Source organism: Curtobacterium sp. Curtsp22, assembly GCF_059492135.1.
Window position 1 is genome coordinate 710,087 of sequence record NZ_CP168519.1, and the last position, 14,168, is coordinate 724,254.

General features: G+C 71.7%; 13 protein-coding genes and 1 tRNA gene. 3 read left to right on the plus strand and 11 right to left on the minus strand.

Annotation, left to right across the window (positions count from 1 at the left end):
- Positions 1 to 5: 5 nt before the first annotated feature.
- The 5 genes from ACEN8D_RS03410 to polA all read right to left on the minus strand — a co-directional run bounded on the left by ACEN8D_RS03410 (position 6) and on the right by polA (position 7,844).
- Positions 6 to 1,037: a BPSS1187 family protein gene (locus ACEN8D_RS03410; protein WP_413398788.1), complete on the minus strand. Its 1,032-nt coding sequence runs from the start codon at positions 1,035 to 1,037 to the stop codon at positions 6 to 8.
- A complete protein-coding gene (gene coaE, locus ACEN8D_RS03415; protein WP_413398789.1) occupies positions 1,034 to 1,636 on the minus strand; it encodes a dephospho-CoA kinase in 603 nt (200 codons plus the stop codon). Before coaE ends, ACEN8D_RS03410 begins: the two co-directional genes overlap by 4 nt.
- Positions 1,637 to 1,731: 95 nt before the next feature.
- Complete coding sequence (rpsA, locus tag ACEN8D_RS03420; RefSeq protein ID WP_070416219.1) at positions 1,732 to 3,201, minus strand: 30S ribosomal protein S1; 1,470 nt, start codon at positions 3,199 to 3,201, stop codon at positions 1,732 to 1,734.
- Between the two features lie 189 nt (positions 3,202 to 3,390).
- On the minus strand, positions 3,391 to 5,070 hold the full coding sequence (locus tag ACEN8D_RS03425; RefSeq protein WP_413461462.1) for a DUF885 domain-containing protein: 1,680 nt from the start codon (positions 5,068 to 5,070) through the stop codon (positions 3,391 to 3,393).
- 101 nt (positions 5,071 to 5,171) lie between these two features.
- Positions 5,172 to 7,844 carry a DNA polymerase I gene (gene polA, locus ACEN8D_RS03430; protein WP_229084965.1) on the minus strand — a complete coding sequence of 891 codons (2,673 nt, stop codon included), beginning with the start codon at positions 7,842 to 7,844 and terminating at the stop codon, positions 5,172 to 5,174.
- A gap of 100 nt (positions 7,845 to 7,944) precedes the next feature.
- On the opposite strand from polA, the gene ACEN8D_RS03435 reads away from it, so the two are divergent.
- Both ACEN8D_RS03435 and ACEN8D_RS03440 read left to right on the plus strand, forming a co-directional pair.
- Positions 7,945 to 8,313 carry a PaaI family thioesterase gene (locus ACEN8D_RS03435; protein ID WP_071296366.1) on the plus strand — a complete coding sequence of 123 codons (369 nt, stop codon included), beginning with the start codon at positions 7,945 to 7,947 and terminating at the stop codon, positions 8,311 to 8,313.
- A gap of 29 nt (positions 8,314 to 8,342) precedes the next feature.
- Complete coding sequence (locus ACEN8D_RS03440) at positions 8,343 to 8,726, plus strand: VOC family protein (RefSeq protein ID WP_309886962.1); 384 nt, start codon at positions 8,343 to 8,345, stop codon at positions 8,724 to 8,726.
- A 4-nt stretch (positions 8,727 to 8,730) separates the two neighbouring features.
- Here the strand turns inward: ACEN8D_RS03440 and ACEN8D_RS03445 are convergent, their stop codons facing one another.
- From ACEN8D_RS03445 to ACEN8D_RS03465, 5 genes are all read right to left on the minus strand, one after another.
- Positions 8,731 to 9,201 carry a GNAT family N-acetyltransferase gene (locus tag ACEN8D_RS03445; RefSeq protein ID WP_261646533.1) on the minus strand — a complete coding sequence of 157 codons (471 nt, stop codon included), beginning with the start codon at positions 9,199 to 9,201 and terminating at the stop codon, positions 8,731 to 8,733.
- Between the two features lie 44 nt (positions 9,202 to 9,245).
- The gene (locus ACEN8D_RS03450) at positions 9,246 to 9,851 is read right to left on the minus strand and encodes an ANTAR domain-containing response regulator (protein WP_022905562.1); all 606 of its coding nucleotides are present in this window, start codon (positions 9,849 to 9,851) and stop codon (positions 9,246 to 9,248) included.
- A 99-nt stretch (positions 9,852 to 9,950) separates the two neighbouring features.
- Positions 9,951 to 10,031: transfer RNA gene (locus ACEN8D_RS03455), tRNA-Leu, on the minus strand.
- Between the two features lie 8 nt (positions 10,032 to 10,039).
- Positions 10,040 to 11,530: a HAMP domain-containing sensor histidine kinase gene (locus ACEN8D_RS03460; protein ID WP_413461460.1), complete on the minus strand. Its 1,491-nt coding sequence runs from the start codon at positions 11,528 to 11,530 to the stop codon at positions 10,040 to 10,042.
- Complete coding sequence (locus ACEN8D_RS03465) at positions 11,530 to 12,213, minus strand: response regulator transcription factor (protein WP_071296365.1); 684 nt, start codon at positions 12,211 to 12,213, stop codon at positions 11,530 to 11,532. Before ACEN8D_RS03465 ends, ACEN8D_RS03460 begins: the two co-directional genes overlap by 1 nt.
- A 159-nt stretch (positions 12,214 to 12,372) precedes the next feature.
- Between ACEN8D_RS03465 and ACEN8D_RS03470 the strand changes: the two genes are divergently transcribed.
- The gene (locus tag ACEN8D_RS03470; protein ID WP_495601153.1) at positions 12,373 to 12,879 is read left to right on the plus strand and encodes a hypothetical protein; all 507 of its coding nucleotides are present in this window, start codon (positions 12,373 to 12,375) and stop codon (positions 12,877 to 12,879) included.
- Positions 12,880 to 12,965: 86 nt separating this feature from the next.
- On the opposite strand, the gene ACEN8D_RS03475 is transcribed toward ACEN8D_RS03470, so the two are convergent.
- Positions 12,966 to 14,141 (minus strand): GAF domain-containing protein, encoded by a 1,176-nt coding sequence (locus tag ACEN8D_RS03475; protein ID WP_495601154.1) that lies wholly within the window; start codon positions 14,139 to 14,141, stop codon positions 12,966 to 12,968.
- Between the last annotated feature and the right edge of the window lie 27 nt (positions 14,142 to 14,168).

Below are 14,168 nucleotides of genomic sequence, written 5' to 3' on the forward strand. Positions count from 1 at the left end.
GGATCCTATGACGGGTCCGATGAGAACCGGTGGAGCAGCCACTGCCACAGCGCCTCCATCCGCGGGAGCCCGTCGCGGCCGATCGGGGTCGTGTCCTTGATCGTGCGGGAGTGCGACTCGGCCGGCGACCCGACCGCGATGTCGGTGAGGATCGCGTGCGGGTCCTCGTCGGGTCCGGGCGGCGCGGTGTCGGTCCGGAACGGCCCGTCGGGACCGTCGAGCCCGAGGACCTTCCAGGAGCCACGGATCCGCGGCCCGAAGACGTCGCGCACGTCGTCGATCGCGTACATCCGGTCGACCGGTGTCCTCCCGGGGCGATCCATCCAGGCTGCGTGCTCGCTCCCCAACGACTCCACGGGCGAGGAGAACATCAGCGCGCCCTGCACCGGCCGGATGTGCGCGATGTACGCCGCCTCGCCGCCGCCCTGCGAGTGCCCGGCCACCACGATGTCCTGCCAGGCGATGTCCGAGTCGCCCTGGACGAACCGTCCCCACCCGCCGTCCGGGTCGTGGTCGTCGAGGTAGGCGATCGCGTCACGGAACCGCGAGATGATCGAGCCGGCCGGCTGCACGGAGCTGAACCGTGACGGCCGGGTGCCGTCGAACCGGTTCCGCTGCACCTGCCCGTAGCAGTGCGGATCCGCCTCGCACGTCCCCGACAGCGTCTTTCCGAGGTTCCAGTAGTCGAGCCCGAGCACGTGGTACCCGTCGCGCAGCGCCGCGGACAGGAACAGCTGGTAGTCGGCGGGCCGGGCGCGGGTCGCCGGCAGGAACAGCAGCAGCGGGCCGCCGGAATCGGTGCGTGCCGCGAAGTCGTCACGGTTCGGCTCGAGCCGCTGCCCGTTGATCGTGCCCAGGCGGAAGCGGTGGAACTCCCCCACCGGACCGTGCTCGTCGCCGCGCGGTCGGTCGGCTGCGGACACCCGGCCGTGCTCCGCGACCCGATCGCCACCGAGGACGTTCGCCGCGACGAGCGACGCGGCGCCGATCGCCACGAGGAGGACGGCCGCGAGGACCAGGAGCACCCGGTGCTTCATCGGCCGATGCGCTCCCAGACCTCGTCGGCGGATCGGATCGTGTCGGCGAGGGTGCCGGTGGCGTCCACCACGTGGTCGGCCAGCGCCAGGCGGTCGGCATCGCTCGCCTGCGCGGCGACGCGGCGCTCGGCTTCGTCGCGGGGCATGCCGCGGTGCTCCACGAGCCGCTCGATCCGCTGGGCAGCGGGAGCATCGACGACCACGACCGCGTCGAACCGCAGCGGCCGGCTCCCCCGGGCCTCGGCGAGCAGCGGCACGTCGTAGACCACGACGGCGTCCGGGTCCGCTGCCTCGGCTGCGTCGAACGCCGCCTGGGCGAGACGCCAGACCTCGGGGTGGGTGATCCCCTCGAGGTCCTTCCGCGCCGCGGCGTCGGCGAACACGATCGCACCGAGCGCCGGCCGGTCGAGCGAACCGTCGGCTGCGATCACGCCGGGGCCGAACCGCTCGGCGACCTGCGCGAGGCCCGGGCTGCCGGGAGCGACGGCGTCGCGCGCCAGCCGGTCGGCGTCCACCACGACCGCACCGTGCTCGGCCCAACGGCCGGAGACGGTGGACTTGCCCGCGGCGATGCCGCCCGTGAGACCGATGATGCGCACACCGACAGGCTACCGACCCGGTACCTCCGGAACGGCCGGAAGCCCGGCACCCCTTCTCAGGGATGCCGGGCTTCCGGTACGGCTGCGCCGCTCGATCAGTTGGTCGAGCTGAGCTTCTCGCGGAGCGCTGCGAGCGAAGCGTCGTCGGCCAGGGTGCCCTGACCGTTCGACTCGGTCGCGAACGTCGAGGACGACGACGACGAAGCGGTCGCCGGGAGGTCGAAGCCACCCTGCGCCTCGTCGGCGATGGTCTTCGCGACCTGCGCCTTGTGGGCTTCCCAACGCGACTGGGCGGCAGCGTACTGACGCTCCCACTCCTCGCGCTGGGTGTCGAAGCCCTCGAGCCACTCGTTCGTCTCCGGGTCGAAGCCGTCCGGGTACTTGTAGTCGCCCTTGTCGTCGTACTCGGTCGGCATGCCGTAGAGCGCCGGGTCGAACTCGGAGCCTTCCGGGTCCACGCCCTCGTTCGCCTGCTTGAGGCTGAGCGAGATGCGACGACGGTCGAGGTCGATGTCGATGATCTTGACGAAGACCTCGTCGTTGACCGAGACGACCTGCTCTGCGAGCTCGACGTGCTTGTTCGAGAGCTCCGAGATGTGCACGAGGCCCTCGATGCCGTCGGCAACGCGGACGAAGGCACCGAACGGCACGAGCTTCGTGACCTTGCCCGGTGCGATCTGGCCGATCGCGTGGGTGCGGGCGAAGACCTGCCACGGGTCTTCCTGCGTGGCCTTGAGCGAGAGCGACACGCGCTCGCGGTCCAGGTCCACCTCGAGGATCTCGACGGTGACTTCCTGACCGACCTCGACGACCTCGCTGGCGTGCTCGATGTGCTTCCAGCTGAGCTCGGAGACGTGGACGAGACCGTCGACGCCGCCGAGGTCGACGAACGCACCGAAGTTGACGATCGACGACACGATGCCCTTGCGGACCTGGCCCTTGTGGAGGTTGTTGAGGAACGTGGTCCGGGATTCGGACTGCGTCTGCTCGAGCAGCGCGCGGCGCGAGAGGACGACGTTGTTCCGGTTCTTGTCGAGCTCGAGGATCTTCGCCTCGAGCTCCTGACCGAGGTACGGCGTGAGGTCGCGGACGCGACGCAGCTCGATGAGCGACGCCGGGAGGAAGCCGCGGAGGCCGATGTCGACGATCAGACCGCCCTTGACGACCTCGATGACCGTACCGGTCACGACGCCGTCGGACTCCTTGATCTTCTCGACGTCGCCCCAGGCGCGCTCGTACTGCGCACGCTTCTTCGACAGGATGAGGCGACCTTCCTTGTCCTCCTTCTGGAGAACCAGGGCCTCGACCTCGTCGCCGACCTCGACGACCTCGTTGGGGTCGACGTCGTGCTTGATGGAGAGTTCGCGCGAGGGGATGACACCCTCGGTCTTGTAACCGACGTCGAGGAGGACCTCGTCGCGGTCGATCTTCACGACGGTGCCGGAGATGAGGTCTCCGTCGTTGAAGAACTTCAGGGTCTTCTCGACCTCGGCCAGGAAGTCATCAGCCGAGCCGATGTCGTTGATGGCGACCTGCTTGGGAGCCTTGGTCGTGGTGGTTGTCATGTAGAGATTGCTCCGAACGGACATGAGTCGGGCCGAGACGGCGAGGGAGCGACCCCCTGGTCCGAACCGGATACCGGTTCGAGCCGTCCTGGCGATGTGTTTGGTGAGCGCGGATTGCGCCGCACAAGTCTAACCGCAGCGAGCGAGCGCCCACAACCGGGCGTGTCGGACCGTGTCGGCCCCGATCGATCAGTCGAGCAGGGCGCTGCGGAGCGTGTCCAGACCGATGCTGCCGAGCGCGAGGGCCCGGTGGTGGAACGCCTTGAGGTCGAACGACGCACCCTCGCGCGCGGCCACCTCGTCGCGGATCGACTCCCAGACGCGCTGACCGACCTTGTACGACGGCGCCTGCCCGGGCCACCCGAAGTAGCGCGCCACCTCGAACTGCACGAACTCGTCGGACATGTTCACGTTCTGGCGCATGAAGTCGAGGGCGTACTCCCACGTCCAGGCGCCACCGTCGGGGTTCGTCTTCTGCAGGTGGACGCCGATGTCGAGCACCACCCGGGCCGCACGCATGCGCTGCCCGTCGAGCATGCCGAGCCGGTCCCCGTCGTCGTCGAGGAAGCCGAGCTGCTCCATGAGGCGCTCGGCGTACAGCGCCCAGCCCTCGACGTGCCCCGATGACCCGGACAGCTGCCGACGCCAGGTGTTCAGCTCGCCGCGGTTGTAGACGCCCTGGCTGATCTGGAGGTGGTGACCGGGGACGCCCTCGTGGTAGACCGTCGTCTTCTCGCGCCAGGTGCCGAACTCGGTCACGCCCTGCGGCACGGACCACCACATGCGGCCGGCGCGCGAGAAGTCGTCGGACGGGCCGGTGTAGTAGATCCCGCCCTCCTGCGTGGGGGCGATCCGGCACTCGAGGCGCTTGATCGGGTCGGCGATGTCGAAGTACTTGCCGTCCATCGCCCGGATCGACTCGTCGCTCGTCTCCTGCATCCACCGCTGCAGGGCGTCGGTGCCGTGCAGCACCCGCGCCGGGTCGGCGTCGAGGACCTCGATCGCCCGGGCGACGCTCGCACCGGACTCGATGCGGTCGGCGATGCGCTCCTGCTCGTCACGCATCCGCGCGAGTTCCTCGATCCCCCACTGGTACGTCTCGTCCAGGTCGACGACCGCACCGAGGAACCGCCGGGAGTGCAGCTCGTACGCCTCGCGCCCGACGGCGTCGACCGGCGTCGCGAGCGGCATCAGCTCGTGCTCGAGGAACTGCCCGAACGACCGGTACGCAGCAGCGGCGACCTCGGCCCCGCGGGCGAGCTCGGCCCGGAGCGGCTCGGGCACCGGACCGCCGTCGTCGAACGCGGCGCCGTCGACCAGCTGCCGGAAGACGCCGTCCGCCGCGCCGGTGCGGGTGGCCTGCTCGGCGATGAGCGCGACCTGGCGACGAGCGGGCGTGACGTCCTCGCGCGTTCCCTCGAGCAGGGTCTCGCGGATGCCCTCGATCGCGTCGGGGAGCGCGTGCAGCCGACTCGCGATGTCCTGCCAGTCGGACTCGGTCGCGGTCGGCATGAGGTCGAGGACGTCGCGCACGGACTGCGCCGGGCTGGCGATGACGTTGAGGTCGCGGAGGTGGAGCTTGCGGTCGAACGACTCCTGGACGAGGTCGAGCTCGGCGCCGAGGTCGGTCTTCGTCACCTCGTCGACGGCGTCCACTGCGTCGGCCGCGTCCAGTGCGCGCTTCGCGGCGCGCGCCGCGTCCGCCATGGCCGCCGCACCGGCGGGCGACGTGTCGCCGTACTCCCCCGTACGCCCCGGGACGCCGATGTACGTGGCGACGGTCGGGTCGAGGTCGACGAGGGTGGACACCCAGTCCTCGGCGACGCGGTCGACGGCGGAGGGCTGGCGGACGGGACGGTCATCGGTCATGCTCACGACCCTATCCACGACGGCTCACGACGCGGAACCTGCGGGACTGGAGGCGCGGTGCGGGCCGGCGCCGCGCCTCCTGTCCAGCAGGCGGTCGCGCCTCAGTGCGCAGCGGCTTCCCAGTTCGGGCCGACGCCCACGGACACGTCCAGCGGGACGGTCAGCTCGGCCGCGCCGCCCATGCGGGTGCGGAGGATCTCCTCGACCCGCTCCTGCTCGCCGGGCGCGACCTCGAGGATGAGCTCGTCGTGCACCTGCAGCAGCAGGTGCGACGCGAGCCCGCCGTCGCGGAGGTCGGCGGCGACGCCGAGCATCGCGATCTTCATGATGTCGGCCGCCGAGCCCTGGATCGGCGCGTTCAGCGCCGCGCGCTCGGCGTTCTCGCGGAGGACGCGGTTCGGGCTCTTCAGGTCGGGGAACGGGCGACGGCGGCCGAAGATGGTCTCGGTGTAGCCGTCCTCGCGCGCCTGCTCGACGACACCACGCAGGTAGTCGCGCACCGCGCCGAACCGGGCGAAGTACTCGTTCATGAGGGTGCGTGCCTCGGACTGCTCGATGCGGAGCTGCTTCGACAGGCCGAACGGGCTGAGGCCGTACGCGAGGCCGTACGACATCGCCTTGACCTTCGTGCGCATCTCGGGCGTGACGTCGGCCGGCTCGACCGAGAACACCCGGGCGCCGACGAACCGGTGCAGGTCCTCGCCCTCGTTGAAGGCCTGGATGAGACCCGGGTCACCGGACAGGTGCGCCATGATGCGCATCTCGATCTGCGAGTAGTCGGCCGTGATGAGCGTCGTGTAGGGCTCGGCGACGGCGAACGCCGACCGGACCCGGCGCCCCACCGCGGTCTTCACCGGGATGTTCTGCAGGTTCGGGTCCGTCGAGGAGATGCGGCCGGTGCTGCTGCCGGTCTGCTCGTACCGGGTGTGGATGCGTCCGTCGACGATCGCGGCGTCGAGCGTGTCCACGATCTGCCGGAGCTTCGTGGCGTCGCGGTGCTGGAGCAGCAGGCCGAGGAACGGGTGCGGGTGCTGTTCCTGCAGGTCGGCGAGGCTCGCGGCGTCGGTCGAGAACCCGGTCTTCGTCTTGCGGGTCTTCGGCATCGCGAGCTCGGTGAAGAGGACCTCCTGCAGCTGCTTCGGCGACCCGAGGTTCACCTCGTGCCCGATCTCGGCGAAGGCCTGCTGCGCGAGTTCGGCCGCGCGCTCCCCCAGGTCGTGCGACAGCCCGGTGAGCACCGGACGGTCGATCGCGACACCCGTGGTCTCCATGCCGGCGAGGACCGGGACGAGCGGGAGCTCGATGTCGTCGAGGACGGTGAGCGAGGACTCGTCGAGACGGGCACGCAGCGCGGTGGTGACCCGGAGCACGAACCACGCGTGCACGCCGACGTTCACCGGGTCGGTCTCGGGGACGAGCTGGTTCGGGTCGGCCGTGGGGAGCTCTTCGCCGAGTTCCTGGTAGACGAGGTCGGCGAGGGGCTGCCCCTGCTTGCCCGGCTGCGCGAGCCACCCGGTCAGGCGGGCGTCGCCGGCGATGCCGTTCACCTCGAAGCCGACCGTGGCGAGTGCCTTGATCGCGGTCTTGGCGTCGTGGAAGTGCTTCGGGGCGTCGGAGGCGAACCACGCCGACAGCTGCTCGTAGTCCTTCGCGCCGCTGCCGCCCGGGACGAGGACGGCGTCGTCGTGCGTGGCGATGCCGATCGCGCTGAGGCGGCCGTCGATGACCTCGACCGCGACGCCGTAGCCGTTCGCCGCCTCGGCCGCGTTGCGCCGCTCGAGCCAGTAGCCGAGCTCCTCGTCGATGAGGGTCTTGACCGCGGGCGGCGTCGGCGCACCGCTGTCGACCGAGCCCTCGACCGCGCTGGACTCCGACGGCTCGCCGGAGCCCGCGACCTTGAACACGCGGTCGAGCAGCGTGCGGAACTGCAGCTTCGCGAAGAGCTCGCGCACCGCGGCCTCGTCGAGGGGACGGAGTGCGACGTCAGCCGGCCCGACGGGCAGTTCCACGTCGTTCACGAGCCGGTTGAGCTTCCGGTTGCGGATCGCCCGGTCCTTCTGCTCGCGCAGGTTGTTGCCGACGACGCCCTTGATCTCGTCGGCGTGCTCGAGGACACCGTCGAGGGAGCCGTACGCCGTGATCCACTTCACCGCGGTCTTCTCGCCGACCTTGTCGATGCCGATGAGGTTGTCGCTGGTCTCGCCGACGAGCGCCGCGATGTCGGGGTACTGGTGCGGCTCGATGCCGTACCGCTCGTACACCTTGTCGCGGTCGTACCGGGTGAGCTCGGAGACGCCGCGGACCGACGGGTACAGCAGCGTGACGTCGTCGTTCACGAGCTGGATCGAGTCACGGTCGCCGGACACCACGTAGACCTGGTAGCCCTGTTCGGAGCCCTGGCGGGCGAAGGTGGCGAGGATGTCGTCGGCCTCGTAGTCCTCTTTCGTGACGGTGGTGATGCCCATCGCCTCGAGCGCCTGCTGGAGGAGCGGGATCTGGCCCTTGAACTCCGCCGGGGTCTCGGAGCGGGTGCCCTTGTAGTCCTCGTACTCACGCGTGCGGAACGAGAAGCGCGAGATGTCGAACGCGACCGCGAGGTGGGTCGGCTTCTCGCGCTGGAGGAGCATGAGCAGCATCGAGATGAAGCCGTGGATGGCGTTCGTGTGCTGCCCGTCGCGGTTCACGAAACTGTCGACCGGCAGCGCGTAGAAGGCCCGGAAGGCGAGCGAGTGGCCGTCGATGACCATGAGGGTAGGCTTTGCGGAGTCCGACACCCGGACAGCCTACCGACGCCATCCGACACGGGAGTCCGCCAGCGTGACCGACCAAGCTGCCACCACCGGGACCGTCGACGAGCGCCTCGCCGACCGTGGGATGGGCGAGCTCGCCGAGAAGATGGGCATGGTCATCACGGAGCTCACGGCCGAGCGCGCGGTGGGCACGATCCCGGTCGAGGGCAACCGTCAGCCCGTCGGACTCCTGCACGGCGGCGCCTACGTCGTCCTGGCCGAGAGCCTCGGGTCGATGGCCGCGAACGTGCACGCCGGTCCCGGCCGGTACGCGGTCGGCATCGAGCTGAACGCCTCGCACTCCCGGAGCGCCACGAGCGGCCTGGTCACCGGTACCTGCACGGCACTGCACCTGGGCAACACGCTCACCACGCACGAGATCGTCCTCACCGACGACCAGGGGCGGCGCTGCTCCACCGTGCGCATCACCAACATGATCCGCGAAGCCCGCTGACCCCGGCGGGCGTCACGAAGGAGTGACCCGTGCCCGCCACCGACTGGAGGATCGAACTGATCCTCGTCCCCGTCAGCGACGTCGACCGATCCCGCGAGTTCTACGAACGGATCGGCTTCTCGATCGACCACGACCAGCGCGTCTCCGACGAGCTCCGCTTCGTGCAGGCCACCCCGCCCGGGTCCGCCTGCTCCATCGCGTTCGGCGAGGGCATCATGTCCCCGGACGTCGCCCCCGGTTCGCTCAAGTCGATCCAGGTCGTCGTCCCGGACGCCGACGAGGCACTCGCGCACCTGCAGGGGCTCGGCGTCGATGCGATCGGCGTGGACGAGATGGCGTGGGGACGGTTCGTCTTCTTCACCGATCCCGACCGGAACGCGTGGACGCTGCAGCAGCTCCCGGCGCGCGGATGACCGGTCAGTCCTCGGGCGGGCGCTGCAGCAGCAGTCGGGCGTCGCCGAACCCGAGGCGGCGGTAGAGCGTCTCGCCCTCGACGCTCGAGTGCACCGACGTCCGCTCGGCACCGAGCTCGTCAGCGGCGTCGAGCAACGCGGTCACGAGGCGCTTCGCGACGCCGGCGCCCCGCAGGTCTGGGTGGACGTAGACGGTCTGCACGTCTGCGGTCAGCCGTCGCCCGGGTCGGTCCGGCGTCGGGGGCCGTGCGACGAGCCCGAGCCACGCCATGCCGAGCACCCGGCCGTCGCGTTCAGCCACGACGCAGCGGTGCGTGTCGGGGTGGGCGGCGGCGAACGCCGACATCGCCTCGCGGTACTCGTCCGGGGTCACGCCCGGCGTCGCACCGCCTTCGTCGACGCTCCACCGCCATCGCAGGTCGGCCACCGCCGGCATGTCGTCGGGCCTGGAGGCACGGATCACCACGTCGTCCATGGCTCCACCCTGCCAGGTGGTCGGCCTGGTACGCGCCCGGGTCGCTACTTCTTGGCGCTGAGCTGCTCGATGATCGCCTTGGCGACGTCGTGCATGGTCAGGCGGCGGTCCATCGAGGCCTTCTGGATCCAGCGGAACGCCTCGGGCTCGGTGAGGCCCATCTTCTCGTTGAGCAGGCCCTTGGCGCGGTCGACGAGCTTGCGGGTCTCGAAGCGCTCGACGAGGTCGGCGACCTCGGCCTCGAGCGTGATGATCTGCTGGTGCCGCGAGAGGGCGATCTCGATCGCGGGCAGGAGGTCGTTCGGCGTGAACGGCTTGACGACGTAGGCGAGGGCGCCGGCCTCGGTCGCACGCTCGACGAGGTCCTTCTGGCTGAACGCCGTGAGGAGGACCACGGGGGCGATGTGGTTCTTCGAGAGCTTCTCGGCGGCGGAGATGCCGTCGAGCTGCGGCATCTTGACGTCCATCACGACGAGGTCGGGACGGAGGTCGGTCGCGAGCTGCACGGCGGTCTCGCCGTCACCCGCTTCGCCGACGACGTCGAACCCGTTGTCGCGGAGGATCTCGACGATGTCGAGGCGGATGAGCGACTCGTCCTCGGCGACGACGACGCGACGGGGTGCTGTTGCAGTTGCTTCTGTGTCACTCACACCCAGAAGCCTACTAGACGTCGGAAGTCGCAGTTGCGCAGTTGTACGAGTGGCGGGACTGCGGTACCGGGACTGTCCCGCACGCCGTGAGCTGCGTTGTACGAGTGGCGGGACTCGAACCCGCACGCCGTGAAGCAGAGCATTTTGAGTGCCCCGTGTCTACCATTCCACCACACTCGCGTAGGGCATCAGGCTAGCAGGACGCCCGCTCGCCGACGTGCACCGGCCGGCACCGTCGCGCTCGCGGGCAGGCGCACGTCGAACACCGCGCCGCCGAGCTCGCCGTCGCCCCCGTGCGCGAGCGAACCGCCGTGCGCGACGGCGATCCCGCGCGCGATCGGCAGCCCGAGGCCGGCGCCGCCGGAGCGGGTGTCCCGAGCGTCCTCGAGCCGGACGAGTCGGTCGAACACGCGCTCGCGGTCGGCTGCCGGGATCCCGGGGCCGTCGTCCTCGACACGGAGTCGAGCCCCCTCCGGTCCCACGGTGAGGCGGAGCCAGACCGTGCCGGTGCCCCCGGTGGCCCTCGCGGCGTTGTCGACCAGGTTGCCGAGCACCTGGGCGAGTCGGTCCGGGTCCACGTCGGCGTCGACCGGGTGCTCGGGGACCTCGACGCGCAGCTCCACGCCGGGCAACCGGATGCGGAGCCGCTCGGCCTCGGCGTGGAGCCAGTCGACGAGCTCCGTTCTGCGCCGGTCGAGGGCGATCCCCCGGTCCAGTCGCGCCATCGTCAGCATGTCGTCGACGAGCCGAGCCGCCCGGTCGGCCTGCCGCACGACGTGCACCGCGAGCAGCTCGTTCGTCTCCGGGTCGTCCGGGCCGTTGCGCACGAGGGTGTCCGCCGCGGCCCGGACACCGGCGACCGGGGTCCGCAGCTCGTGGGCGGCGTCCGACAGGAACGCGCGGACACGTTCCTCGGCGGCGACTGCCTGCGCCTCCGCACCCTCGACCGCGTCGAGCATCTCGTCGAGGGCGAGCGCCACCCGGCCGATCTCCGTGTCGGTGCGGGACGGCCGGAGTCGGCGTCCGCGGTCCCCCGCGGTGATGGACCGGGCGGCGGCGGTCATCTCGTCGAGCGGGCGCAGCGAGCGTCGGACGACGAGCACGACACCCACGACGGCGACGCCGAGGAAGGCGGCGGACGCACCGCCCATCACCCAGCCGAGCTGCGCCAGGGTCTCCTGCACGTCGCGCGTGCCGGCGGTCAGCGTGATGCGGGTGCCGTCCTCGAGGTCCGAGCGGAGGGTCAGCACGCCGTCGTCCTCGTGCACCGACGACGACGTGATGGTGGCCCCGGTGCTGTCGGACGTGCCGGTGGTCGACGGAGCCGCCGAGGACCGGGCCGCCGGTCCGGGCAGGCCCGTCGGGTCGGGTGGCCCCTTCCGCAACTGCTCGGGGCTGGGGCCGGCCTCGACCGCGGCGCCGTCGGGCTCGACGATCCGCACGGAGAGCCCCTGCGCCGACAACCGGTCGGCGAGGTCGCTCGCGTCGAGCACCCCGACGAGCGCGGCCGCAGCGGACGCCCGGTCACGCAGGCGGTCCTCGACCTGGGCGGTCAGTCGGGCGCCGAGGACGGCCTCGACCGCGACGACGAGGGCCGTCAGCAGGACCGCGAGGAGCACGAGGATCGCGACCACGGTCCGCAGCCGGAGCGAGGTGGTCCGTAGGCGTCCGTCGCGCATCACGCCGCACCCCGGTCCACCGCGAGCCGGTACCCGAGGCCCCGGACGGTGTGCACGAGCCGCGGCCCGTGCGCCTCCATCTTCCGCCGCAGTGCGCTGAGGTGCACCTCGACCAGGTTGGGTGCGATGTCCTCGTAGCCCCAGACCTGGGTCGTGATCTGCCCCTTCGACACCGTCCGTCCGCGGCTCTCGGCGAGGAACCGGAGGAGTCGGAACTCGGTCGCGGTCAGGTCGAGCAGCACGCCGGCACGACGGACCGTGGAGCCGTCGGGGTCGAGCACGAGGTCGCCCACCTCGATCACGGACGGCACCCGTCCTCGGCGCCGGAGCACCGCCGTCACCCGGGCGACGAGTTCGGCCATCGCGAACGGCTTCACGACGTAGTCGTCCGCCCCCTCGGCGAACCCGCGCAGTCGGTCGTCGAGCTCGTCCCGCGCGGTGGTCATCACGACGGCGGCGTCCGACCTGGCCCGGATGCGGGCGGCGAGCAGGATGCCGCTCGGCCCGGGGAGCATCCAGTCGAGCAGGACGAGGTCCGGGGCGGTGCGGTCGAGGTCGGCGGCGATGGAACGGCCGTCCGCGACCTCGGCGACGGAGAACCCCTCGGCGCGGAGGGTCGTCACGACGGCGGTGCGGAGGGAGTCGTCGTCCTCGACGACCAGGATGCGGGCGGGTGCGGTCACGGCGGACACCGTAGGTGGGCTCCGCCAGCACGGAGCATGGAACGGCCTGGAGAAACCCTGTGCTCCACGAATGCTTCAGTCCTGCTTCAGATTCGAACCCGAGCGTCGTCCTCGTCGGCGGACCGACCCGGTCGACCGACGGACGAACAGGAGAACACCATGGAGAACGAACAGGGCACGAAGCGTCGCCGGACCCTCCGCGCGGTCGGGATCGGATCCGCAGCGGCGGCCGTGCTGGTCCTCGGCGGGATCGGGGTGAGCGCAGCAGTGGCCGCCCCCGCCACGCCGAGCGCATCGGCGACCGGAGCACCCTCCGGAGCACCGAGCGGCGCACCGACCGGCGCGCCCACGGACGGACCCGCCGCCGGGCCCGCCGGGAAGGGCGACACCGGCACCGCCCCCGGCTGCGTCGCCGGCCCGCTCGCCGACGGGAAGGCGCCGACCCCGCCGAAGGACGGCACGGCTCCGACCCCGGCGAAGGACGGGAAGGCTCCGAAGCCCCCGAAGGACGGCACGGCACCCACCCCGCCGAAGGACGGAACGGTACCGAAGCCGCCGAAGGACGGGGAGGCGCCCGAGCCCCCGAAGGACGGCGAGGCACCGACCCCGCCGGCCGCACCCGACGCGGACGCGACCTCGACACCGGAGCCGACGAGCGGGTCCTGACCACCCCGCACCCGCCGCGGGAGGCGCGCGCCGTCGGCCGACGGACCGACGTGTGCCGCGCCGCCCGAGCCGGCGGAGCCGTCCGCTCAGGGACGCTCGATCGCCTCGATCGCCGCCACCACGCCCGCCCGCCGCGGCGACCGACGCGGCAACGCCGCGAGCAGCGCCCGCAGCACCTGCTCGTCCGCCGCGCCGTCGGCGGTGCGTGCCCACGCCTGCAGCGCGTCCACCCCGCCGTCCTGGAGGAGCGACTCACGGAACCGGGACCGGACGCGGTCACGCAGGTCGTCGACCCCGGGCGACGCGGACCCCGGCAGGACCGGTCCGGTGTACCGGTCGACGGCCTGGAGGCGCGCCCCGCGGTCGAGCGCGGACAGGACCGTCTCGACGTCGGTCCGGATCCCCTCCAGGCGGTACGGCCTGGACGTCAGGCGCGCGTCGAGCGCGTGGTCGGCGAGGACACGGCGGAGCCGCACCACTTCGGCCCGCAGCGTCTGGACGCCGCGCGGGTCGCCGTAGACGGCGACCGCGAGGTCCGCGGCGGCCAGTCCCTGCGGGTTCGCGGCGAGCACCGCGAGGATCTCCGAGTGCCGCTCGGACAACGCGACCGACCGCGATCCGACGTGCAGCGTCGCGGTGTCGGACCCGAGCAGGGTGAGCTCGGCGGACGGGACCGCAGCCGGACGGTGTGCGGTCCGGGCCGAGAGCGCCGCCAGTGCGAGTTCGGCCTCGGCCGCCGCGGCCGTCGCCGTCAGGAGGGGCAGCGTGTGTCGTTCGACGGCGCGGTCGTCGCCCGTGATGTCGAGCGCGCCGACCACCGTGCCCGCGGCGTCGCGGAGCGGGACCGCCGTGCAGGAGAAGCCCTTCACCGCCGTCGCGTAGTGCTCCTCGGCGTGGATCTGCACGGCGCGTCCGAGCCGGAGCGCGGTCCCCGGAGCACTCGTCCCGGCGCGTTCCTCCGCCCAGTCGGCACCGGGGACGAACCCCATGCCCTCCGCGGCGCGCCGGGCGGACCGTGCGCCGTCCACCCAGACGAGCCGACCCGAGGCGTCCGCGAGGGCGACGACGCACCCCGCCGACCGGACGTCGTCGAGCAGCAGTCGTCGGACGACCGGCAGCGCGGTGCCGAGCGGACCGGCACGGCGCAGGGCGTCGAGTTCGTCCTCGCCGATCGAGGGCGTCGGCACGGTCTCGGGGTCGACGCGGGCGGACCGACGCCAGGACGCGGCGACGAGCGGGCGGAGACCGGACGGTTCGCGCATGCGCCCTCCTGTCCGGTCCCCGTCGCG

Bases quoted from the DNA above. Each gene is read 5' to 3' on its own strand.
- ACEN8D_RS03410 (WP_413398788.1), bottom strand. From the start codon at position 1,037: ATGAAGCACCGGGTGCTCCTGGTCCTCGCGGCCGTCCTCCTCGTGGCG.
- rpsA (WP_070416219.1), bottom strand. From the start codon at position 3,201: ATGACAACCACCACGACCAAGGCTCCCAAGCAGGTCGCCATCAACGAC.
- ACEN8D_RS03425 (WP_413461462.1), bottom strand. From the start codon at position 5,070: ATGACCGATGACCGTCCCGTCCGCCAGCCCTCCGCCGTCGACCGCGTC.
- ACEN8D_RS03435 (WP_071296366.1), top strand. From the start codon at position 7,945: ATGGGCGAGCTCGCCGAGAAGATGGGCATGGTCATCACGGAGCTCACG.
- ACEN8D_RS03445 (WP_261646533.1), bottom strand. From the start codon at position 9,201: ATGGACGACGTGGTGATCCGTGCCTCCAGGCCCGACGACATGCCGGCG.
- ACEN8D_RS03460 (WP_413461460.1), bottom strand. From the start codon at position 11,530: ATGCGCGACGGACGCCTACGGACCACCTCGCTCCGGCTGCGGACCGTG.
- ACEN8D_RS03470 (WP_495601153.1), top strand. From the start codon at position 12,373: ATGGAGAACGAACAGGGCACGAAGCGTCGCCGGACCCTCCGCGCGGTC.
- ACEN8D_RS03475 (WP_495601154.1), bottom strand. From the start codon at position 14,141: ATGCGCGAACCGTCCGGTCTCCGCCCGCTCGTCGCCGCGTCCTGGCGT.